Consider the following 22,125-nt stretch of genomic DNA (forward strand, 5'->3'; position numbering starts at 1 on the left):
TCCTGAATCATTCTGTTAAATAAGCATTGCGCAAGTGGAAATAATCCCCATACAAGTGATAACTAATGCCTTTCAATTTAGGATTGATTAGATAATTTGAGGCACTTTGATACAGCGGTACTTGGGCAGCATCTTGGTTCAACAAGATGTCTTCCGCTTCTTTGTATTCTGCAAACTGTTTCTCTGGATTATTGGCATTAATCGTTCGTGCATCTTCTACCAGTTGGTCGTATTTGGCATTATGATAATTGCCATAATTGTAACTTGATTCTCCTGCATATAAGTTAAAGTAAGAGTCTAATTCACTACTGCCGGCAATCCATCCTGAAAGAGACAACTCATAATTTTTTTCACGTCGCGATTGGTTCACATTATTACTTGGTTGCGATGAAATGGTAATTTCTAAACCTGGCAGATTTTCTTGCAACTGACTTTGAACATATTCAGCAATTCGTTTTCCTTGATCTGTATCTGCCGCCAGCAATGAAAGTTTCACTTTTTTACCGACATCCGCTTGGGCTTTCGTCCATTCAGCTTGAGCTTTTTTGACGTCATTTTTCAAATATTCGCCACTGTAAGCTCGGAAATCTTCATCTGTTTCTGGATTCGCATAAAGTTTACTTGGAATCAATCCGTTAAGCGGCTTTGACCCATCGTTTAAGACACTTTGTGTTAAGGCTTCTTTATCAATTGCTTGGCCAATCGCTTTTCGTAAATGAACATTCGCTAATGGCGTTCCTTCTTTTTTGTTGAAATCTAAGAAGTAGTTGGCCACATCTGGATGACTGACATAGCCTGGATCATCTTGATATTGTTGAACATATTGTCCGTTAATGCGAACTAAGTCTAGTTCATTCGCTTGATATAAGTTAATCCCAGTATTATCTTCTTTGATTGTGCTAACCGCAACTTCTTCCAGTTTCACTTGATCCGCATCATAGTATTCTGGATTTTTTTTCAATGTCCAAGTATCTGAAGTCGCATCCCAATTGGCTAGCGTAAATGGCCCGCTATAAAGTAAATGTTCACTATCCAAGGCATAATCTTTACCTTGCGCTTCGACAAATTTTTGATTTTGTGGCGCTAACCAAGCAATCGAAACGACTGCTAAGAAGGAAGGTTGGGCCTGTTTTAATTCAACAATGAATTCTTTGTCATTAGGGGCTGAAATCCCTAATTCATCGACTGACTTTTCACCGTTGCGTATTTCAAAACTATTTTTAACACTATCTAGTAAATAGGCATTCGGTCCAATCGTCGCTGGTGTCACCAGTTTTTTCCAAGAATAAACAAAATCTTGGGCCGTGATTGGCTCGCCGTTGCTCCACTTAATCCCCTCCCGCAAGGTAAAGTGGTACTTGCGCCCATCGTCACTAATCTTGACATCTTTAGCTAGAGCTGGCACCGTGGCACTATCATCATCAAAACGATAAAGGCCTTCAAATAAATGTTGTGCCATTGTAAAGGTATTTTTATCTGTTGTTTGTGTTGTATCCAATGTTGAGATTGGTGCAGGTGAACTAATACTGATTTTTTGTTCAGCTGCTAAATTTCCCGAATCTACTTTCTCTGCCGCTTCTTTGGTTCCGCCACATGCGGCTAAAAGAAACCCTGTTGCAATCAAACCTACTACTTTTTTCCCCAATTTCATGTTGTTGCCCCCTCATATTTTTTAAACAAATAAAAAAAGCATTCGTCCTAAAAAGGACGAATGCTTATGCAATCGCGGTACCACCTTTGTTGATCTCTTCGCTAAAAAAGATCCGCTCGTTTCCAGTACAATCATACTGTAGCGCTATAACAGGCGCACCTGAATTGGTTTAAGCGAACGGCTTCAACCAACCTGTTCAAAGGCCATTTTCCCCTTTAACGTCACTACCTCTTCTCACCAAACGAGGCTCTCTGCAAGCTATTTTAAAAAGTACTTTCCTTCTCATCACATTTTGTTCTTTTATTTGTTTCATCAATCATACTGATTTACGGATAGTTTAGCAAACATTTTCGAGGCCGTCAACCACATTTTTAATTTAAAACTTTTTTGTTTTTCATTAAAAAAAGAAAAGAGGTTTCAATCCCTCTTTTCTAAAACAATTTTACTCTAATCCTTTTTTAACATCTTCTATCATCAAATGCATTGATTCTAATCCACCACCGCTTAGATACCAAACATCTGGTTGAAGCATAATGACTTTATCATTTTTACCAGCATCGGTTTTTTGAATCAATTCGTTTGCAGCGACGTTATCTTTTGAATCGTCGCCACCAATTGCTTTGGTGCGATCTACCACAAAGAGAATCCCAGGATTTTTTTCTAAAACATATTCGTAAGAAACACTTTGCCCATGAGTGGAAGCTTCAATCTTATCGTCTGCTGCTTTGAAGCCAAATGTATCATGAATTAAACCGAAACGAGAGCCTTTTCCGTAAGCGGAAAGTTGTCCTTCGTTAACTAACACAACAAGCGCATTATTCGCGCTAGCTTCTGCTTGTTTTTTCACGTCAGCAATTTCTTTTTCTAAGCCGGTTATTTTTTCTTTAGCTACCTCTTCTTTACCAAAAATAGTGCCTAACGTTTCAATATTTTGTTTCGTTGATGCCCAAGGATTTTTGGCATCTACAGCTAAGTAAATGGTTGGCGCAATGGCTTTTAATTGTTCTTGATAATCTTGTTGACGACCAGAAATAATAATTAAGTCTGGTTTTAGTTGATTGATTTTTTCTAAATCTGGTTCTTTAATGCCGCCTGCTGATTCAACTTTTTGGTATTTTTCCAAATACGCAGGAATATTTTTGGTTGGCGCACCTACCACGCGGTCACCAACACCTAGTGCATCCATTGTATCCAAGGAACCATTATCAAAAACAACGACTTTCTTAGGATTTTTGGGAACGGTTAATTGACCATTGGTGTCTTTGACTGTGACTTCCGTTTTAGCTGCTGTTTCTGTTGTTGCAGAATCTGCTGTTTTTTTATTTGTTTGACAAGCACTTAACATTAATAGTCCCATCATTGAAACTGCCATCATTGCTAAAAATTTCTTTTTCATTCTTTTCCTCCAAAAACGTTATTTTTAAATTGTCCGATTTAGTGATAAAGACAAAAGCGTTTTCCTTCAATTTCACAAATCCGGATATTCATTTCATAAAGATCATTTAAAATACTTGTTTGAATAACTTCCTCTGTTGCGCCATGCGCATAGAGCTTTCCGCCTTTCATGGCGACAATTTCATCTGCATAGCTTGCGGCAAAATTAATATCATGTAGAACAATCAGAATTGTTTTTCCTAGTTCATCCACTAAGCGTTTAAGAATCTGCATCATTTGAACCGCATAATTCATGTCGAGGTTATTTAAGGGCTCATCCAATAAAATATAATCGGTATCTTGGGCTAAAATCATGGCAATATACGCCCGTTGTAATTGCCCTCCAGAAAGGGTATCAATGTATTCTTCCGCCATTTCAGTTAAGCCCAATTGTTCCAGTGCTTCTGTTACTTTTTCATGGTCAGCGCTTTTTAAGCGACCTTTGGAATAAGGAAAGCGGCCAAAATTGACCAGTTCTCGCACAGTTAATTTAAGTTGTACACCGTTGGCTTGTTTTAAAAGGGCAATTTTTTGTGAAAAAGCCGATTGCTTCCAGGTTTTTACTTCTTGCTTGTCCAGATAAATTTCCCCGGTATCTTTGGGAATTAAGCGACTCATCATGGCTAGCAGCGTGCTTTTCCCAGCGCCATTCGGCCCAATAAAGGCCGTTAATTTGCCTTCAGAAATAGGTAAATCAATGTCTGAAACGACAAATTTATCGCCATATTTTTTTGATACATCACTCATCTGGATCATGTGCGTTGCTTCCTTTCTGCAATAATTTTCCATATAAAATAAACGCCCCCAACAAATTGAATCACCACACTGAGCGGGGTATTCAAATGAAAGACCTGTTCAACCATCAATTGACCAAACACCAGTAAAAAGACTGCTATTAAACTCCCTGCCACAAACAGTTCTCGGTGGCGATAGGTTTTCATGAATTGATAACTCATATTGGCCACGATAAAACCTAAAAATGTAATCGGTCCCACTAATGCTGTTGATAAGCCGACCAGACTACTGATCAAACACAACAACACTAATTGAAACTGATTCACAGCAATCCCCAAATTCTGGGCTTGATGGTTCCCTAAATGTAAAACGTCTAAACGATAACTTTCCCGCCAAAGTATCCCACAAATCATGAGTACCGCCACACCAACGAAAACGAGATACTGACTATTGACGTTACCGAAACTGGCAAACAACTTTCCTTGGAGTAAGTCGTATTCGTTAGGATCCATAATCACTTGTAAAAACGTACTGATACTACTGAAAAAAGTACCTAAAATCATGCCAATCATCAATAATAAAAATAAATCGGATTGATTTTTGCGTAATAGAAAATACGATAAACTAGTACTTAAAAACACCATTAAAAAGACGTTCATCAAAAACGAGCCAAGACTTACTTGACCTAACGCTTGTGCGCCTCCTAAAAGAAAAAATAACAACGTCTGCACAAAGACATACAAGGAATCCATCCCTAAAATGTTTGGCGTTAGGAAATGATTTTGCGTGACTGTTTGAAAACTAATAGTTGAAAAAGCCGCAGCGATTCCGACAAAAATAAAAGCCAATAACTTTTTCCCTCGTAACGCCAAAGCAAAGGACCAATTGCCATACGTGTTATAAGTTAAATAACAAAGACTCACAATTACTACGGCAGCTAAAAGCAAAAGTAATGAAAGCCATTTTTTTAAAGGCCGTTTCATCGTTTGCGCCCCCTTAGTAATAATAAAATGAACAAAATGCTCCCTAATGTTCCGACAACCACGCTGACAGGAATTTCATAAGGGGCAATCAATACTCGTGCTAAAATATCACAGATTAACAAGAACAAACTCCCGCAAATCCCAGTTAACCACAAGGTATTTTTCATATGATCGCCATAACGTAAAGACACGAGATTGGGAATCACAACCCCTAAAAACGGAATATTCCCCACCATCAATAAAACGATGGCACTTGCTAAAGCAACCAGCGTCAAACCTAAAAACTGAATTCGCTGGTAATGGACGCCAAGACTATTTGCAAATGCTTCACCCATACCAACGACAGTGAAATGATAAGCAAATAAATAAATAACAAACCACAAAGGAATCATTAAAAATAACCATTCATAATTCCCTTTCATAACTGTGGAAAAATTTCCTTGTAACCAAGCAGACATATTTTGAACCAATTGGTATTGATAGGCAAAAAATGTGGCAATTGAGCCTAGAATGTTACCAAACATCACGCCCACCAAAGGGACCATTACTTGATTCTTACTTGGTAATAATCGAATGAGCGCTAAGAATAATAAGGTCCCGCTTAGCGCAAAAATAAAAGCAATTGCCGTTCGATAGAGAAACGGAGCTGTTGGGAAAAATAACATTGCAACTAAAATACCCAACCTTGCACTATCGGTTGTTCCAGCGACACTAGGAGCGACAAATTTATTTTGTGTGAGTTGCTGCATAATCAATCCAGAAATACTCATCGTACTACCAGCAATGATTAAACTCAACGTGCGGGGAACACGGGTGGTAAATAAAACAAATTGTTGCTGCGCATCTAATTGAAACAACTGAGAAAGTGCAATGTCCTTCACCCCTATCACTAATGACAATAAGCTGAAAAGTAATAGTAGAACAAACAAACCAATCTTTTTCATGAGAAAACTCCATTTTTATTTAATTGAGAATGATTCTCATTCTTAATTACAGTGTATGAGAAAACCATCACAAATGCAACCACTTTTTTTCCTTTCTTAAAAACTTCTTCTCAAGCCGACTGACCAACGACTTATCTAAGATATGCTATAATGGAGGGAAACGTTAGGAAAGGAGTGTTACTGAATGGCGAATGATGACTTACAACAACGTCTGGATAAAGGAATGTACGGTACGCCCCTCGTCAATCCTGAAGAACAACACAAATACATGGGCACATTTCGTGAACGCTGCCGTCTCTCCATGACCGTCGCTGAAATGAAAGATGCACAGAACCAACAACATTTATTAGAAGAATTAGCGAAGCATCCTGAAGTTACAGTACTTTTAAACGGCGAAATCTCTTCTGACCTGCAAAGTACCTATATTAAATTATTAAATCAGCATGGCGCAACCTTTAAGATTGTTAACAATTTTGTGGAGAACAACCCTGACTCTCTCGGCTTACTGTTAGCTGAAAAACATGCAGTCGATGAACCTGTGATTGACGTTACAGAAAAATATCCTCAAGCAACCGAAACGCCAAAAGAAGAGCCAAAAGCTAAAAAAGGCTTCTGGCAAAAACTATTTCACTCATAAAAAGCTCAAGAAAAGTTATGAGTCATTGGATTGTTTAAACATAAGTTATGAGCGCTTCCATTTATAATAGAATTGTGCTATTATAAAGATGAAAAAGAGAGGTATGCGGGTACATACCTCTCCTTTATACCAGCGCCAGTTATAAGAACTGGTGGCTTACTGAGTTAAATTTTTGTTACTATTTAACCGTTCAGCCGTCTAAGCTTATGAACGGTTATTTTTTATTGTTTTTCGTTGCTTCAAGGATACCGAAAATCAGTAACGCAACAAGGGTTGCAAAACTAATCATCAATTCCAATGTCGCTTCGATTGACAAAAAAAATGCTCCTTTCGTTAAAGTGCATCGGATACACATAGGCATCACCTGCCTCTCTAACTCAGAGCCACCGTCATACAACTTTCATTGGTAATAGCTTTAGTATAACCTATTGGGTTCACTAAGAAAACGTTTTTATAGGAATTTTCTATAAAATGATATAAGTTATGAGCGCTTCCATTTTAAATAGAATTATGCTATTATGAAAATGAAAAGAGAGATATGCTACTACATACCTCTCCTTTTATACCAACACCAGTTATAAGAACTGGTGGCTTACTGAGTTAAGTTTTGAATCTTAACCGTTCGGCCTACGAAGCTTGTGAACGGTTATTTTTTATTGTTTTTCGTTGCTTCAAGGATACCGAAAATCAGTAACACAACAAGGATTGCAAAACTAATCATCAATTCCAATGCCGCTTCGATTGACAAAAAATGCTCCTTTCGTTAAAGTGCATCGGATACACCTAGGCATCACCTGCCTCTCTAACTCAGAGCCACCGTCATACAACTTTCATTGGTAATAGTTTTAGTATAACCTATTGGGTTCACCAAGAAAACGTTTTTATAAAGAATACCGCCAAAAAATCTATTATGAATTTTTTGGCGATATTCTTTTTTTATTGAACCACTTCTGGGTATAAAAGTTTTAAAACGTCCATTGTTAAACGGCGTCCTTTTCCAGCGTAAGGATACACATGCATGTGCATGGCTGGATTAAAGTTTGCTTCGATAATCCCGTACGTTAAGCTATCACGTGTGCCTTTTACGTCTTTGTCAGGAATGATTAAATCAATGCCACAAATTTTGGCTCCTAAAGCAGCTACGGCCTCAATGGCGATTTGTTTATAACTATCATCAATGACATCGGTCATATCAATCGAATCCCCGCCCGTGCTAACATTAGAATTTTCTCGCAAGTACACGATTTGCTCTTTTTCTGGCACAGAATAGATAGTTAAACCTTGTTCTTTCAACATTAGTTTTTCTAAATCATTTAACTGGATTAACTCTAGTGGTGCACGGTGATTGGTCCCCCGCAATGGATCACTATTTTTAGCGGCCACCAATTCTTCTACAGTGTGTTTGCCATCTCCGGTAACATTGGCTGGCACGCGCAACATGATGGCTTTTACATCATTATCTAACACAAAGAACCGATATTCTGTTCCAGGTAAAAACTCTTCAATTAAAACCGCTGTGTCCTCTTTAAAAGCAATCCGTAACGCTTCCGTAAAGTCTTCCAACGAAGCGCCTTCTTTAAAAATGGTAATTCCTAAACCGTAATTCGTTGATTTTGGTTTCACGACAAACGCTTTATTGGCGTAGCGTAAATGTGCTTCTTGTGCCTCAATAAAAGATGAAAATTCTTCACCGCCAGGCACATGGAACCCTGCTGCAGACAAAATTTTCTTTGTCACGGTTTTGTTTTCCATAATCAATGGTACCACGTAGTTATCTTTGCTAGTCATGTTGGCATTTTTGACGTATTCAATGTGCTCGCCATGTTGCAGTTTCAAAAATTGCTCTTGTTCATCTAAAATTTCGATTTCCAAACCTTTTTGAATCGCATCAAATAAGAAAATTTGTGTGGATAATTCCATCTCACGGAAACCAGCTAATTGATAAGGGCGTTCAAAGGCCATACTTTGATATTGGTTTCCAAAAATATTTCCCAGTTCACTGTTGGAGTTTTCTTGAATAATCGTCCACATTTTGCCAGAAACGGTGTCTTGTGGATTCCGCAGTTGTTGATAATACTTACCGACAACTTCTTTGCCTTTACGAATGCCTAGAGCATCTAACATATCAATCATTTCTGAAAAAATCCGATCGCCTTCTGCAATTAACTTAATCGTTTCATGAGGATGACCAAGAGCCACTTGTTCATTAAAAATATCGCCAGTTTTTACCCATTCATCCGCTTCTTCTTTTTCATCTGTCCACAATAAATACAACATAAAATAATGTAAGAAATCCACAGTATCTTCCACAATGCCTAAACGCGAAAAAGGATTTAAGTCTAAATTACGCAACTCGATATAGCGAATACCTGTTTTAGGCAGATCAGACATTTGTTTCCCACCACGTAAGCGCACAGGCGCATAAAATTCTTTTTCTTCAGAAAGTAAACCATTTTCCACCATGCGATGAATATCTTCTAAATAGCGTTCCAATGAGGCATACGATACTTTCACATTGTCATGATTTCTGTAGCCATACGTACTATTCCGAATACTGCGAATAGGTTCTTGCGGTTGGTCGTCATAGACCCTAAAGTAGCCGTCTTCACTAACTGGCGAAGCCCCAAAAAGATACGTAATTAACCAACGATAACGTAAAAAGTTACGGGCAACTTTCATGTACACTTTCGTTTTAAATTGTTTGCAATCTGTCACTTCGGATTGTTCATCATATAATTGCTGAATCAGGGCTTGGTCATATTCAAAATTAAAATGAATTCCGCTGACCATTTGTTTTCGTTTGCCATACTCTTTTGCCAAATAACGACGATATAACACCGCATCATATTGATCTAATTTAGCGATTTTAATCTCTTCATCTTTTGTTGGTAATCGTGGCGGCATACTTAATGGCCACAGCATTTCATCTTCTGGAATCGAACGACGAGCCACATCGTGAATGGCATCTAAAAAACGAAGCATTTCTGTGCCGCTATTTGCTACAGGCGTGATTAGTTCTAATTGTGTTTCACTAAAATCTGTTTGAATATATGGATGATAAGAACGGTTACCAAAAACCGTGGGATGATCAGTTGTCGCTAAAAGCCCTTCTCGTGTACTACGTTGGTTTTCTTTTTCTAAACCAAAACGAGCCATCAATACGTAAGGACGAACATTTTTCTTTTGCATTAATTCTCTATAATTCATCTTGTCGCCTTTCTTTCTACAAACTATCTGTTTCTCTTACTATTATATAGGAAAACGAGTAAATATGCTGTTTTTTTGAACGTTCGCTTGGGAATTTTCGAGACACTTTTAGAGAGCGCCTTTTTCCGTTATACTGAAAACAACTAGTTTATAGAAAGTGGGGATTGCTCATGAAAAATCGTGCATTACTTTTAATTGACTTTCAAAAAGGCATCGAAAGTCCGTCGCAGCAATTGTACCGTCTGCCAGCAGTGTTGGATAAAGTCAATCAGCGTATTGCTGTCTACCGCCAACACCATGCGCCCATTATTTTTGTTCAACATGAAGAAATCGAATTACCTTTTGGCTCAGACTCTTGGCAACTTTTTGAAAAGCTGGATGCACAGCCCACAGATTTTTTCATCCGCAAAACACATGCGAATGCCTTTTACCAAACAAATTTAAATGATTTATTGACGGAACACGACATTCAAACGTTAGAAATCGCTGGTGTCCAAACCGAGTTTTGTGTGGACACTACAATTCGGATGGCTCATGGTTTAGGCTATACGTGTTTGATGACACCGAAAACCACTTCCACCTTGGATAATGGACATTTAACCGCGGCACAAATTATCCAACATCATGAAGCTATTTGGGCTGGCCGCTTTTTGACTTTTTTGCCTTCAATAAATTGAGGGCTTTTCCAAAAAATTGTTTGTTCACTATGTTTTCTTGTCGTATTTCATGTTAGTATAAGGAAAAAGTGTTCAGTTGATTAGTTGAAGATTTAGAGTGTGGGACATAAGTCGATTAGGCTTGTCTCTCATGTTCTGTCTTTTTTTATGTCATCATTCACTAAACTAATAAATAATTGGAGGTATTTCATGAATAAATTTTTTACAGCCCAACGTTTAAAAGACACCGCCTATGTAACAGTCGGTGCATTCATTTTGGCCATTTCAATCAATGCGGTCTTATTGCCAAATAAACTTGTCGCAGGCGGAGCCAATGGCATTAGTATTGTTATTAATTATGTTTTCGGGATTAGTCCCGCCATTGTTCTTTACGCCATCAATATTCCTCTTTTAGTGCTTTGTTTCTTACTTCTTGGGAAAGAGGTCGGTGTCAAAACCATTTATGGTAGTCTTATTTATCCATTTTTTGTAGGAATTACTTCGGGGATGCCTGTTTTAACACATAATATTTTTCTAGCAGCATTATTTGGCGGTATTATTACAGGTGCTGGCCTAGGCTTGGTTTTCCGTGGCAATGCCTCAACTGGTGGCACAGCAATCATTTCACAAATTGTCAATAAATACTTCAAAGTTTCCTTAGGTATTGCTATTTTATTCGTCGATGGTTTAGTCATTTTATCAGCAATGTATGCTTTTAATGCAGATATTGTGTTATTCTCTTTAATTTGTTTATTTACAATTGGTCGTGTCGTTGACATGATTCAAGTTGGTCTGGTTCGCTCGAAGAATGTGATGATTATTTCACCAAAATATGTCGCTATTCAAGAACGCTTATTACGTGAACTAGATAAAGGTGTGACCTTGGTGCCAATCGAAGGCGGTTATCGAAACGCGAAAGGCATGCTCTTAATGACCGTCATTCGTGAAAAAGATTTTCCCCGCTTAAAAGAAGCCATTCTTGAGATTGATGAAGAAGCCTTTTTGATTTCAATGAGTGCGAGTGAAGTCTACGGAAAAGGATTTAGCTTGAAAAAAGTAGCTGATTCTTATGGCGTTGAAGCAACTAATGCCAATAATTTACAATAGTTTTTTGTAGGAAAAGAGCCGCAAAATCTGTAGAGATTTTGCGGCTCTTTTTACATCTTCATCCAGACAGGTTCTAAGCTATTGCCATCCAAATCTTGCACTTCTAAGCCATACATTTGCTCTTCTGGTATTCCCATATCAACTCGGTAGCAGTTGCCTCCGTTAGCTTTGGCGGTTTCGCCAAACTGTTTTACGGCTTCGACACTCTCTAAACTAAAGGAAATTAATGCCCCACTGGTTGTTTGCGCATCAATAATTTGCTTTTCTTGGATAAATTTTCCATAAAAGTCATGGTTCAACAACATAATCCAAAATTGATCATCCCACATCATCGAACTAGCTTCCTCTGTTGAAAATTCCTCGTTCTTTTTGAATCCAAGTTTTTCATAAAATGCTGTAGAACGTTGGACATCCGCTACTGGGAAGTTAACAAAAACCATTGTGCCCATGTGATTCATCCCTTTCTTTTAATCATCTATGGCAGCTAACTGTGCGTTGCGACAAAATCAACAAGCTTGTTTGATTTATACTAGCATATTCATAAAAGAAATGTTACTAAAACGTTTTCTTAAAGTAATTCTCGATAAGCCAAGTGCTGAATGATTTCACTATGTTGTGGATAATCGTTTAACAATTCCGCTTGAGTAAATAACTCGAAATCTTCAAACTCAAAGCCTGGTGTAACCACACAACTGACTAACGCAAATCCTGTCGCTACTGTAGAGCCAAAGATTGTGCCGGCAGGAACTGAGAACGAAAGCTGTTGTCCTTGAACTAAGTCTTTCCCTAACTGAACAGCTTGATACGTTCCATCAGGAAAAATACAGTGAACGGTTAATGGCTGACCATCGTGAAAAAACCATAATTCATCCGCTTTTAAACGATGAAAATGTGACGGACTTTCTGTATTCAATAGAAACAAAATCGCTGTATGCAACGCCCGTTCGCCTCGTTTGGTCGGAATCAATTGTTCACTTTTATTGGTTTGTTTAAAATAACCGCCCTCAGGATGCGCTTCTAATCCTAACTTCTCAATCCACATTTGTTCTGTCATCTTCTCCCTCACTCCTTCATTTTTTCAGAAACGATTTAGGAAGAACTTAGAACATCCGTCCTAATCCTAAAATAAACGGCGGGACAGGAGTAGCTTCTTCATTCTTGAAGCTAAATACTCCTGTCCCACGTTCTTCCCAAACCTGTTATTTTCTACAACTAAACATCTTTTAATAAGCCTTTAAATAAGCCCATTGCGAAATCGTTGGCATTAAATGGTTCTAAATCGTTAATTCCTTCACCTAGACCAACTAATTTCACTGGCAAGTGTAATTCATTCCGAATAGCAATGACAATACCTCCTTTGGCTGTTCCGTCTAGTTTGGTTAAAACTAAGCCAGTGACATCGGTTGTTTCTTTGAACTGTTTGGCTTGTGTCATCGCATTTTGCCCAGTAGTTGCGTCCACGACTAAGAGAACTTCGTGAGGCGCATCTGGAATTTCTCGTTGAATGACTCGTTTAATTTTTTCTAATTCCTTCATTAAGTTGACTTTATTTTGTAAACGACCTGCTGTATCCACTAGCAAAACATCGGCCTGTTCTGCTTTGGCACGTTCCACTGCATCGAAAACGACCGCTGCTGGGTCGCCGCCAGCATTTCCACGTACAACTTCAACGCCAGCCCGTTCGCCCCAAACAACTAATTGGTCGATGGCGCCCGCTCGGAACGTATCGGCAGCGGCCATTAAAACTTTCTTTCCTTCCAACTTGTATTGATGGGCTAATTTACCAATGCTGGTTGTTTTACCAACTCCATTAACACCAACAAATAAAATCACGGTTAAGCCATTTGGCTGTAAGTTAATCGCGTTATTTTCATTAATTCCTGCTTCTTCATACAAATCAACCATTTTTTCAATGATGGTATTTTGAACTTGAGCTGGTTTTTTCACGTTTCGCAGTTTCACTTCTTGTCGTAAGGCTTCTGTAATTTTTAAGGATGTATCAAAGCCTACATCTGCACCAATTAACGTTTCTTCTAATTCTTCAAAGAAATCTTCATCAACGCTTCGGAAATTAGCAAACAATTCGTTCAACCGTTGACCAAATGTTTTACGCGTTTTTTCCAAGCCTTTTTCATATTTTTCTTGGACCTGCTCTTCTTTTGACTCTTCAATTTCTTCTGAAACCTGCGTGTCTGTTGGTTCTGCCAAAGGAGTTACGACACTACTTTCTTCCTCAGGCGCTTCCACAACAACTTCTTGTGTTTCCTCTGTCAAGATTTCTTCTGGCTCTTCTTCTAATGCTTCTTCTACGCCAGCTAATTTTTCCATTTCAGCGTTATCTGTTAAATCGGCTGTTTCTGCGACTTCTTCCGCTGCCGTTTCTGGTGTTGTTTGCGCCTCTTCTGCTGCGGTTTCTTTTGATTCAGCAGGCGCTGATTCATCACTTGGTGTTTCGTCTACTGTTTCTTCAACAATCTCTTGTTTTTCTTCTTCCTTTTTTTCAGCGGAAAAAGCTTTTTTAATTTTATCAAAAAATCCCATTCTTATTGGCCTCCTTCCAACGGCGTTAAAATATATTTTTCGACCGCTTTGGCAACGCCATCTTGGTCATTCGTGTCTGTAACGACATCTGCGGCTTCTTTAACTAATGGAATCGCATTTGCCATGGCGACACCTAAGCCAGCGTATTCAATCATCGGTAAATCATTTTCTTCGTCCCCTAGGGTCATGATTTCTTCCGCACGGATTCCTAAATCTTTGGCTAACAAGGAAATACCATAGGCTTTCGTAATCCCTTTTGGCATAAATTCTAATAAGTTATTTCGCGTTTTAATAATTTCAAAGCGCTCATAAAAGGAGGCCGGAATTTCCTTGATGCGTTCATTTAAATACGCTTCATCAATCGCAACAACAACTTTGTTATAAATTCGATTTGGGGTTAACTCTTCTAATTTGTAGGACTCAAAGGTTAATAATTTGTTTAGAGAACTATAAATTGAAGGATAATTAGGTGCAGAAGGCAGTTGCATCACGACCTCATCGGATAAGACATCAAACGGCATGTTGAGTGTGGTTGCTAATTGGTACAGCTCATGAATCTCTTCCAAGGGCATCAATGTTTTCTCAATAATGGCCCCTGTATCATTTTTTTGAACCAACCCGCCGTTAAAAGTAATGCTATAATCGCCTTCCTCTTGTAAACCTAATTCTTCTAAGTAAGGACCAATAGCTGCCAAAGGTCGACCTGTGCAGATAACAACTTTCACGCCTGCTTGTTTCGCAGCCATCAGTGCTTGTTTATTCCGTAAAGAAATCTCTTTTTGGCTATTTAATAATGTTCCATCTAAATCAATAGCAACTAATTTTATCAAACGTTCGCTCCTCCTTGCTTCTGGCTAATTGCTTTTTTCAATTGCGCCACCTTCTTTGACCTCTTCCAAGCGAACTGAAACGATTTTTGAAACCCCAGATTCTTGCATAGTCACGCCATATAAAACATCTGCGGCTTCCATTGTCCCTTTACGATGTGTCACCACAATAAACTGTGTACCATCTTCAAATTCGCTTAAATAATGGCCAAAACGAGCAACGTTGGCTTCATCTAAAGCTGCTTCTACTTCATCTAAAATACAGAACGGAACGGGTCGAACACGAATAATTGAAAAGAGTAACGCAATCGCCGTTAATGCCCGTTCGCCTCCAGACAACAAGCTTAAATGTTGTAATTTTTTCCCTGTTGGTTGCGCCTCAATCTCAATCCCTGTATTCAAGAGATCCTCTGGATTGGTTAGCACCAGTTCTGCCCGTCCGCCACCAAACATATTAGGAAATACCACTTTGAACTGGCCACGAATTGCTTCAAAGACTTCTTTAAACCGTTCTTTCACTTCTTGGTCCATTTCATCCATGGTTTCAAATAATTGTTCTTTCGCATTTAATAAATCATCACGTTGACTGACTAAAAATTGATGGCGTTCATCGACTTGTTCAAATTGCTCGATGGCACTTAAGTTAACAGGTCCTAACCGCTCAATTTCTTGTTTTAGGCGTTTCACTGTTTGTTGCGCTTGCGCCAAATCATCGATTGGGAAATACGCTTCATAGGCAGCTTCAAAGGTTAAGCTGTATTCTTCCTGTAAGTAACTTAATGAGCTATCTAATTGCATTTCTGCACGATTTTTTAGGACTTCAATTTGTGTTTTATCTGCTAAATACTGTTGTTGGCGTTTGTTTTCTTCCGCTAATTTTGTATCTAACTCGTCTACTTCTTCTTGCAACGCTTGTCGTTGACTACGTGCCGTTTGTAAAGACGTTTGCAACGCTGTTTGTTTCTCCGCTAATTGAGCGACTTGTGCCGCTAAGCCTTCTTCGGTTAACTGGTGATCGCTAGAATGGCTACTTAATTGTTGTAGCTGTTGACGGATGGCCGTTTCTCGAATCAACAATTCGTCCAATTGTTCTTGTTTGTCTTGCTTTTGACGAGCAAAATGGGCACATTGTTCCGCCGCTACTGCTTGTTCTGCTTGAACTGTCGTCAAGCGTTCTTGCGCTTGGGCTTTAAAGGTTTCCATTTGGCTAGCTTCTTGTTCCACTTGTTTCATTTCAGCATCTAAACGTTCTTTCGTTGCTGTTAAGCTTGCTTGTTGCTCTGTCAATGTGGCTTTTTTCGTTTGATATTCGGTTAAGAATTGATGTAATTCTCGTGATTCATATTCAAACAAGCGTTTTTCTTTTGTTAAACGAGTAATCGTTTCTGTTTGATTGGCTAATTTATTATCAATTTCTTGTTGTTTTAAACGATTTTGTTCACCAGCAGAGCGCAACATTTCTGCACGTTCCGTGGCTGTTTTCACTTCTTGCGAGAGCGCTTGGACTTCTTGTTCTACACTTCTTAGTTGTGTTTCTAATTGAGTCATTTGTTCAGTAATTGTTTGAAGTTCTTGCGCTTGTGAAAATAGGCTTCCTTGGTTGCCACGTTTATTGGCTCCCCCAGTCATCGAACCGCCAGGATTCATCACATCGCCTTCCAATGAGACAACACGATATTGGTAATTGACTAATTTTGCTAACTGGTTGGCACTCGTTAAATCTGCCGCTAAAATCGTGACGCCTAAGAGATTTTGAATAACGGTTTGTACTTGTTCTGGATAACGAACTAATTCACTGGCAATCCCCACGAAGCCCGGTGCACCAGCCAAACGATTCTGAACCATCGCCGATACAGAGCGCGGCTTAATGGTAGTCAATGGTAAAAAGGTTGCCCGGCCACTGTGTTGTTGTTTTAAGAAGGTAATGCCTGCTCGACCATCTTTCTCATTTTCCACAACAATATGTTGCGCCGCACCACCTAGGGCCGTTTCAATCGCCAACGTATATTCTTTAGGCACTTCAATTAACTCAGCCACTGCGCCAACAATCCCAGTTAATTGGTTTTTGTGACGCAATACAGCTTTCACGCCTTGATAGAAGCCAGCGTAATTTTCTTGAATTTCTTGCAAACTTTTTTGGCGTGCCTTCGCTTGTTGCACTTGATTCATCGCTTGGTACATATCATTTTGACGCTGTGCTAATCGTTCACGTTTGGCTTCAAGCGTTGCTTTCAACGCAGTGTATTCTTCCAGCTGTTCTTGTAAGCCTTGTTTTGCAACTTTTTGCTCTTTTTCTAGCGTTTCTTTCATTGCAAGAGCTTCAACCATCTGTTCTTCTAGCGCTTCGTGTTTTGCTAGCGATTGTTGATTTTTAGCTGTTTCTTGTTGATATTGTCGTTCTAAATATTTTAAGTCATTGGCTGTATTGGCTTGTTCTTGCATGACTTCCACATACTGACTGCGCAATTCTTCCATCAATTCTTTAGAAGACTTACTATATTTTTCCACATCTTTCGTTGCCAAAGCCAATGCTTCTTTTAACGTCTGACGTTGTGCCGTTTTTTCTGCGATTGCTGTTTCCAGCGTCTGCAATTCTTCTCGATAACGAACAATTTTTTCGGCCGTTTCTGCCAATGTCTCTTCGTATTCGCTTGCCGTTTGGGAGGTGTGTTTGGAACGTTCAATTAAAACATTTTTTTGTCCTTCTGCTTGTTTCAACGCTTCTGTCACTTGTAATAATTGTTGTTGTTCCGTTTCAATTTGTTCATCTAAACGATTGCGCTTGCTTCGTAAACGTACCAATTTGCCTTCTAAGTCATGGACTTGCTTACTTGCGCCAGCTAACTTTTCTTCAATGGCTGTTAATTCTTGCGTTTTCGTTTCCCAAATAGCTTTTGCTTCTTGAATTTCGGTCACAGTTAAATTGACATCAATTTCGGTAAGTTCTTCTTTCAAAGCTAAATACTTTTTAGCCGCATCTGCTTGGGCGGCTAGAGGAACTAATTGGTCTTCCAATTCGTAAATGATATCTTGGACACGGCTTAAGTTGTCCTCGGTTTCGAAAAGCTTTTGTTCAGCCTTTTTCTTTCGTTGTTTGTATTTTAAAACGCCCGCTGCTTCTTCAAAAATCCCTCGACGGTCTTCAGGTTTACTATTAAAAATCGCTTCAACTTTCCCTTGCGAAATAATTGAAAAAGATTCTTTGCCTAACCCTGAATCCATAAATAAATCTTGAATATCTTTTAAACGGCACGCTTGTTTATTAATAAAAAAGTCACTTTCGCCCGTTCGTTTTAAACGACGGGTGACACTAATCTCACTATAATCCAATGCTAAATAATGGTCGCTGTTGTCTAACGTCACGGTAACTTCCGCAATATTTAGCGGCTTACGACCTTCCGAACCGGCAAAGATAATGTCGTTCATTTTGCCACCGCGAAGGTTTTTCGCAGATTGTTCACCTAATACCCAGCGAACGGCTTCCGTGATATTACTTTTCCCACTTCCATTCGGACCAACCACTGCTGTCACATCATCTTCAAATTCAATAATGGTTTTATCTGCAAATGATTTAAATCCTGTAATTTCAATTCGTTTTAAATACACGAATATTGCTCCTTCCAGCCTTACTGAGGAATACTTTTCAGTGCCCGCTCAGCGGCATCCTGTTCAGCTAACTTCTTCGATTTTCCTTGGCCTAACCCAATGAGTTCACCATTCATGTAAACTTCAGTGAAAAAGGTGCGGTCATGAGCAGGGCCTTCTTCTTTAATTAAGCGATATTCAATTGAAACATCGCCTTTGCGTTGTAAAACTTCTTGTAATTGTGTTTTGTGATCCATCTCATGTGAAAAAGCACCGGCATCAATTTTCGGAAAAATAACGTCTTCAATAAATTTCTTGGCTGCGCCAACTTTTTGGTCTAAGTAGAGGGCACCTAAGAAGGCTTCAAATAAGTCACATAATAATGATGCACGTGTTCGTCCGCCCGATGCTTCTTCTCCTTTACCTAATAAAATGTAGTTGTCGAAGTGACATTCTTTCGCAAATTTGGCTAAACTATCTTCCCGAACGATGGCTGCGCGCATCTTCGTTAATTTTCCTTCTGGAAGTTCTGGGAATTTTAAATACAAATATTGTGAAACAATTAATTCTAAAACTGCATCTCCTAAAAATTCAAGACGTTCATTATCGGATAATTTTAAATAGCGATGCTCATTCACATAGGATGAATGAGTAAAAGCTTGCTCTAATAGATTGACATCATGGAAAACAATGCCGTAACGTTCTTTTAACTCTGTTGTTAACTGATTGTCCATTCTCCACATTCCTTTACATTTATTTACACCTTGTTTCATTATACTTTTTTTTTCACTTTTTTTAAATGGTTCTATTCAGAAAAAGCCTGTTATTCACTGTGTTCTCATTATTTTTTAGAAAAAAATAAATAAATAGAGCTATGATTGAGATAAAAGCGTTTGTTTACGTAAGAGATAGAAAGAGCGTGGGACAAAAATCACTTTGGATTTTTGCGCCACGCTCAAAAACTGATAAACGGCGGGAACAGAAGCAACTCCTCCTTATTTCTCGGAGTTAAACACTTCTGTCCCGACCTCGTTCTATCTCTATTAAATCAGCGGAACGTTGTTTAACGTTTTTCCGCAGTGACACCCACTGTTGCCCATGGATTATCTTTCGTATCAACTGCCCAAGTAAAGTCAACTACACGGTCGTTGACAGGCAAGACTTCATTTCTGTAAAGCGTTGGGATTACAAACGCTTCATCAATGGCATACTCTTGCCAATCGTAGAAGGCTTTTTTACGTTTTTCTTCATCAAATGATGCTTTTGAATCAATCGCATCAAGTAATTTAGTATTTTCTTCTGACTCAAAACGTGTATAGTTAAAGGCTGAGTTTGGACCATATAAGCCGGTTGGTGAAGGATCTGAACCTGTGCCCCACGCGCCTTGATAGATATCTACTTCTGGGTCATCATTTTTCAATTTATCATAGAATGCTTGGAAATCAATTAAGCGTCCTGTTGTATACGTTACGTTTAAGCCAATTTCTTTCCATTGTTGGACATAGTAATCAGCAAGTGGTTGTGCAGTTTCGCCGCCTGACATTGAAGCAAACTTGATTTCTAGTGGTTTGCCTTCTTTGTCTTCGCGAATGCCATCGCCGTCTACGTCTTTATAACCAGCATCGTCTAATAATTTTTTCGCTTTGTCTAAATCAAGCGTATAGCCTTTCGCTTCGCTATCATGCAAGCTCTTGAAGACTGGTGGGATTAACGTTGTTGCCCCTGTTCGTAAGCCGTTGTAGAATTTTTGGCCGACTGCATCATTGTCAATTGCATAGCCCATGGCTTGACGTAAGCTTTTATCTGCCATTTTAGCTTTTGGATTGTATTTCACTGTATTTGTTTCTTTGTCAAACGTGCCCATTTTAAAGCCAATATACGTGTAGGCTTGTTCGGGACGTCCTAAGATTTGATACCCTTCAGTATCTTTGTATGTTGGATACGTATCTGTTGGCATTGATAATGCAATATCGTATTGTTTCGCTTTCATCGCTTCTACAATGCTCGCAGAAGGCACAGATTTGAACACTAATTTATCTAATTTTGGTTTGCCACCGTAGTAATACTCATTTGGTAGGTATTCAACAGATTCACCTGTCACAATATTACTCATGTAGTATGGTCCAATAGTTACAGGGTTTTTACGAACTGCATCGCTTGATTCCATGTCTTTAACAGCAATTCCTTCAAAGGCATGTTTTGGTAAAACTGAACCCCAAACACCGCCACCTAATTGTTGCATTCCTGGGTGAACTTCTTTATAAGTGATTTTAACTTCTTTATCATTGACTTTTTCTATGCCAGAAATGGTTGGCGATTTACCATCATGGTAGTCTTCCATGCCAACAATATTCGTAAAGTTATCATCATAACGAATCCCTGTATAGTCTTTATGACCAATGACTTCATAAGAGAAAATCACGTCATCTGCCGTCACATCTTTACCGTCAGACCATTTCAAATTGTCACGTAATTTAATGGTTGCTGTATTGGCATCTTCATCTAATTTCAGATCCGCAGGACCCCCATCGACAATCTTAAAGTCTGCATCATTGTTAAATAATGGCTGTACCGTTGGAAGCATGTATTGTGCATCATAGTTGTCTTGATAAAATTCTTGCTGGAAAAGTCCTTGGAATTGTGTATCCATAACTACAGCGACATCTAATGTCCCGCCATCAATTGCTTTTTTATCATTTTTAACAGCGATTGGCATTTTTGAAATGTCTTCTGTTTCCGTTGCTTTATTGCCCCCGCCTTTATTGCCGCCACCACATGCAGCTAACCCGAATACTAACACAGAAGCTAACGTGATTGCACCTAAAATCCGTTTCTTGTTCATCTCTTTTCCTCCCTCATTTTTTGGCTAATTAGCCTAATCGTTGTCGTGCATCTGCTGAGCGCTTAAATGCTTGTCCAACATAGTTTATACTTAACATCAAGACTAAAATTAGAATTGATGCAGGTAACCAAACCCATTGTTTATTGACTAATACATCTCCACTGCTGGCGTAGCCAATTAAGGTTCCTAAACTTGGGACACTTTGTGGTAACCCGAAGCCTAAGAAAGTTAACGTTGTTTCGATCCCGATATTGGCCGCGAAATTAATCGTTAAGTTCGTAATAATTAATGAACTTAAATTCGGCATAATTTCTCGAAACATAATTTTAAAATCGCTTGTTCCCATTGTCTTAGAGGCACTAACGTAATCTCGGCGCCCTTCAGATAACGTTTTACTGCGGAACAACCGCGCTTTTCCAACCCAATAAAACGCACACATAATCCAAATAAAGGACCAGATACTATATTTAGGAATCACGGAAACGAACACAATAATAATTAACATAATTGGCAAAATCATAATAAAATCCACGATACGCATCAAAATATTATCAATCATGCCTCCATAATAACCGGAAATAATCCCTAAACCGACCCCGATAATAGACGTAATAATCGTAATGGCAAAACCGATTAAAATCGAGTTTCTAGCCCCGATAATCAATTGTCCTAAAACATCACGACCCCCTTCATCGGCACCTAAAATGAACTTGGTGCCATTCATTGTAACGGTACCTGGTTCCGCATATTTATCTAAAATACTTACATGCATAACGGCACTTTGGTCTAACACTAACGAACCGATAAAAACGGCTAATAAGATAATGACCAAAAGGATTAAAGAAAACATCGCCATTTTTTCTTTGACGAATTCTCGCGCAATCATCCGAAAGCCCATTGGTGGAATACTTTCTTGTAAGACTTCTTCTCTTTTTTCTTCTGTCAATTCCATTTTTATCACCCTTTCTTCGTGTTT

The 22,125-nt window shown here is 38.8% G+C and carries 19 protein-coding genes and 1 other annotated feature; of the genes, 3 read left to right on the forward strand and 16 right to left on the reverse strand.

Features of this window, described 5'->3' with window-relative positions; all coding sequences use genetic code 11:
• Window positions 1-7 precede the first annotated feature (7 nt).
• From IGM09_RS11975 to IGM09_RS11995, 5 genes are all read right to left on the reverse strand, one after another.
• Window positions 8-1,651 carry a peptide ABC transporter substrate-binding protein gene (locus tag IGM09_RS11975; protein ID WP_002359061.1) on the reverse strand — a complete coding sequence of 548 codons (1,644 nt, stop codon included), beginning with the start codon at window positions 1,649-1,651 and terminating at the stop codon, window positions 8-10.
• 49 nt (window positions 1,652-1,700) lie between these two features.
• Window positions 1,701-1,946: a binding site (T-box leader), on the reverse strand.
• A 147-nt stretch (window positions 1,947-2,093) separates the two neighbouring features.
• Window positions 2,094-3,047: a siderophore ABC transporter substrate-binding protein gene (locus IGM09_RS11980; RefSeq protein WP_002419600.1), complete on the reverse strand. Its 954-nt coding sequence runs from the start codon at window positions 3,045-3,047 to the stop codon at window positions 2,094-2,096.
• A 38-nt stretch (window positions 3,048-3,085) separates the two neighbouring features.
• A complete protein-coding gene (locus IGM09_RS11985) occupies window positions 3,086-3,841 on the reverse strand; it encodes an ABC transporter ATP-binding protein (RefSeq protein WP_002354962.1) in 756 nt (251 codons plus the stop codon).
• The gene (locus tag IGM09_RS11990) at window positions 3,838-4,803 is read right to left on the reverse strand and encodes an iron chelate uptake ABC transporter family permease subunit (protein ID WP_113826091.1); all 966 of its coding nucleotides are present in this window, start codon (window positions 4,801-4,803) and stop codon (window positions 3,838-3,840) included. Before IGM09_RS11990 ends, IGM09_RS11985 begins: the two co-directional genes overlap by 4 nt.
• Window positions 4,800-5,747: an ABC transporter permease gene (locus IGM09_RS11995; protein WP_002394759.1), complete on the reverse strand. Its 948-nt coding sequence runs from the start codon at window positions 5,745-5,747 to the stop codon at window positions 4,800-4,802. The genes IGM09_RS11990 and IGM09_RS11995 overlap by 4 nt, the downstream gene beginning before the upstream one ends.
• A gap of 184 nt (window positions 5,748-5,931) precedes the next feature.
• Between IGM09_RS11995 and IGM09_RS12000 the strand changes: the two genes are divergently transcribed.
• Window positions 5,932-6,384, forward strand: coding sequence for a YueI family protein (locus tag IGM09_RS12000; protein ID WP_002383256.1), 453 nt, complete (start codon window positions 5,932-5,934; stop codon window positions 6,382-6,384).
• A 214-nt stretch (window positions 6,385-6,598) separates the two neighbouring features.
• On the opposite strand, the gene IGM09_RS12005 is transcribed toward IGM09_RS12000, so the two are convergent.
• The 3 genes from IGM09_RS12005 to gshAB form a co-directional block, all read right to left on the reverse strand.
• Window positions 6,599-6,700: a putative holin-like toxin gene (locus tag IGM09_RS12005; RefSeq protein WP_162780856.1), complete on the reverse strand. Its 102-nt coding sequence runs from the start codon at window positions 6,698-6,700 to the stop codon at window positions 6,599-6,601.
• Window positions 6,701-7,030: 330 nt separating this feature from the next.
• Entirely contained in the window at window positions 7,031-7,132 is a 102-nt protein-coding gene (locus IGM09_RS12010) for a putative holin-like toxin (protein ID WP_229201437.1), read from the reverse strand.
• A gap of 188 nt (window positions 7,133-7,320) precedes the next feature.
• A complete protein-coding gene (gene gshAB / locus IGM09_RS12015) occupies window positions 7,321-9,591 on the reverse strand; it encodes a bifunctional glutamate--cysteine ligase/glutathione synthetase (RefSeq protein ID WP_016618583.1) in 2,271 nt (756 codons plus the stop codon).
• A 170-nt stretch (window positions 9,592-9,761) separates the two neighbouring features.
• On the opposite strand from gshAB, the gene IGM09_RS12020 reads away from it, so the two are divergent.
• Together IGM09_RS12020 and IGM09_RS12025 are read left to right on the forward strand one after the other, a co-directional pair.
• Entirely contained in the window at window positions 9,762-10,268 is a 507-nt protein-coding gene (locus tag IGM09_RS12020; protein ID WP_010707015.1) for a cysteine hydrolase family protein, read from the forward strand.
• 189 nt (window positions 10,269-10,457) lie between these two features.
• Window positions 10,458-11,354, forward strand: a complete 897-nt coding sequence (locus tag IGM09_RS12025) for a YitT family protein (RefSeq protein WP_002354953.1) — start codon at window positions 10,458-10,460, stop codon at window positions 11,352-11,354.
• 50 nt (window positions 11,355-11,404) lie between these two features.
• Here IGM09_RS12025 and IGM09_RS12030 read toward each other — a convergent pair whose 3' ends face one another.
• The 8 genes from IGM09_RS12030 to opp2C all read right to left on the reverse strand — a co-directional run bounded on the left by IGM09_RS12030 (window position 11,405) and on the right by opp2C (window position 22,101).
• Window positions 11,405-11,803, reverse strand: a complete 399-nt coding sequence (locus IGM09_RS12030; RefSeq protein ID WP_002361020.1) for a VOC family protein — start codon at window positions 11,801-11,803, stop codon at window positions 11,405-11,407.
• Between the two features lie 119 nt (window positions 11,804-11,922).
• On the reverse strand, window positions 11,923-12,408 hold the full coding sequence (locus tag IGM09_RS12035) for a cupin domain-containing protein (protein WP_016618585.1): 486 nt from the start codon (window positions 12,406-12,408) through the stop codon (window positions 11,923-11,925).
• Window positions 12,409-12,566: 158 nt separating this feature from the next.
• Window positions 12,567-13,895 (reverse strand): signal recognition particle-docking protein FtsY, encoded by a 1,329-nt coding sequence (gene ftsY, locus IGM09_RS12040; protein WP_002408272.1) that lies wholly within the window; start codon window positions 13,893-13,895, stop codon window positions 12,567-12,569.
• 2 nt (window positions 13,896-13,897) lie between these two features.
• Window positions 13,898-14,725, reverse strand: a complete 828-nt coding sequence (locus tag IGM09_RS12045; protein ID WP_033625188.1) for a Cof-type HAD-IIB family hydrolase — start codon at window positions 14,723-14,725, stop codon at window positions 13,898-13,900.
• 24 nt (window positions 14,726-14,749) lie between these two features.
• Window positions 14,750-18,328 (reverse strand): chromosome segregation protein SMC, encoded by a 3,579-nt coding sequence (gene smc, locus IGM09_RS12050; protein WP_033625189.1) that lies wholly within the window; start codon window positions 18,326-18,328, stop codon window positions 14,750-14,752.
• A 20-nt stretch (window positions 18,329-18,348) separates the two neighbouring features.
• Window positions 18,349-19,041, reverse strand: coding sequence for a ribonuclease III (gene rnc, locus IGM09_RS12055; RefSeq protein ID WP_002354946.1), 693 nt, complete (start codon window positions 19,039-19,041; stop codon window positions 18,349-18,351).
• Window positions 19,042-19,370: 329 nt separating this feature from the next.
• Entirely contained in the window at window positions 19,371-21,149 is a 1,779-nt protein-coding gene (gene opp2A, locus IGM09_RS12060) for an oligopeptide ABC transporter substrate-binding protein Opp2A (RefSeq protein WP_002408275.1), read from the reverse strand.
• A gap of 28 nt (window positions 21,150-21,177) precedes the next feature.
• Window positions 21,178-22,101, reverse strand: coding sequence for an oligopeptide ABC transporter permease Opp2C (gene opp2C, locus IGM09_RS12065; protein WP_002365358.1), 924 nt, complete (start codon window positions 22,099-22,101; stop codon window positions 21,178-21,180).
• Between the last annotated feature and the right edge of the window lie 24 nt (window positions 22,102-22,125).

This window comes from Enterococcus sp. DIV0167, assembly GCF_050541555.1.
In the GTDB taxonomy this organism is placed as follows: domain Bacteria; phylum Bacillota; class Bacilli; order Lactobacillales; family Enterococcaceae; genus Enterococcus; species Enterococcus faecalis.

Bases quoted from the DNA above. Each gene is read 5' to 3' on its own strand.
- IGM09_RS11975 (WP_002359061.1), bottom strand. From the start codon at position 1,651: ATGAAATTGGGGAAAAAAGTAGTAGGTTTGATTGCAACAGGGTTTCTT.
- IGM09_RS11980 (WP_002419600.1), bottom strand. From the start codon at position 3,047: ATGAAAAAGAAATTTTTAGCAATGATGGCAGTTTCAATGATGGGACTA.
- IGM09_RS11985 (WP_002354962.1), bottom strand. From the start codon at position 3,841: ATGATCCAGATGAGTGATGTATCAAAAAAATATGGCGATAAATTTGTC.
- IGM09_RS11990 (WP_113826091.1), bottom strand. From the start codon at position 4,803: ATGAAACGGCCTTTAAAAAAATGGCTTTCATTACTTTTGCTTTTAGCT.
- IGM09_RS11995 (WP_002394759.1), bottom strand. From the start codon at position 5,747: ATGAAAAAGATTGGTTTGTTTGTTCTACTATTACTTTTCAGCTTATTG.
- IGM09_RS12000 (WP_002383256.1), top strand. From the start codon at position 5,932: ATGGCGAATGATGACTTACAACAACGTCTGGATAAAGGAATGTACGGT.
- gshAB (WP_016618583.1), bottom strand. From the start codon at position 9,591: ATGAATTATAGAGAATTAATGCAAAAGAAAAATGTTCGTCCTTACGTA.
- IGM09_RS12020 (WP_010707015.1), top strand. From the start codon at position 9,762: ATGAAAAATCGTGCATTACTTTTAATTGACTTTCAAAAAGGCATCGAA.
- IGM09_RS12025 (WP_002354953.1), top strand. From the start codon at position 10,458: ATGAATAAATTTTTTACAGCCCAACGTTTAAAAGACACCGCCTATGTA.
- IGM09_RS12030 (WP_002361020.1), bottom strand. From the start codon at position 11,803: ATGGGCACAATGGTTTTTGTTAACTTCCCAGTAGCGGATGTCCAACGT.
- IGM09_RS12035 (WP_016618585.1), bottom strand. From the start codon at position 12,408: ATGACAGAACAAATGTGGATTGAGAAGTTAGGATTAGAAGCGCATCCT.
- ftsY (WP_002408272.1), bottom strand. From the start codon at position 13,895: ATGGGATTTTTTGATAAAATTAAAAAAGCTTTTTCCGCTGAAAAAAAG.
- rnc (WP_002354946.1), bottom strand. From the start codon at position 19,041: ATGGACAATCAGTTAACAACAGAGTTAAAAGAACGTTACGGCATTGTT.
- opp2A (WP_002408275.1), bottom strand. From the start codon at position 21,149: ATGAACAAGAAACGGATTTTAGGTGCAATCACGTTAGCTTCTGTGTTA.
- opp2C (WP_002365358.1), bottom strand. From the start codon at position 22,101: ATGGAATTGACAGAAGAAAAAAGAGAAGAAGTCTTACAAGAAAGTATT.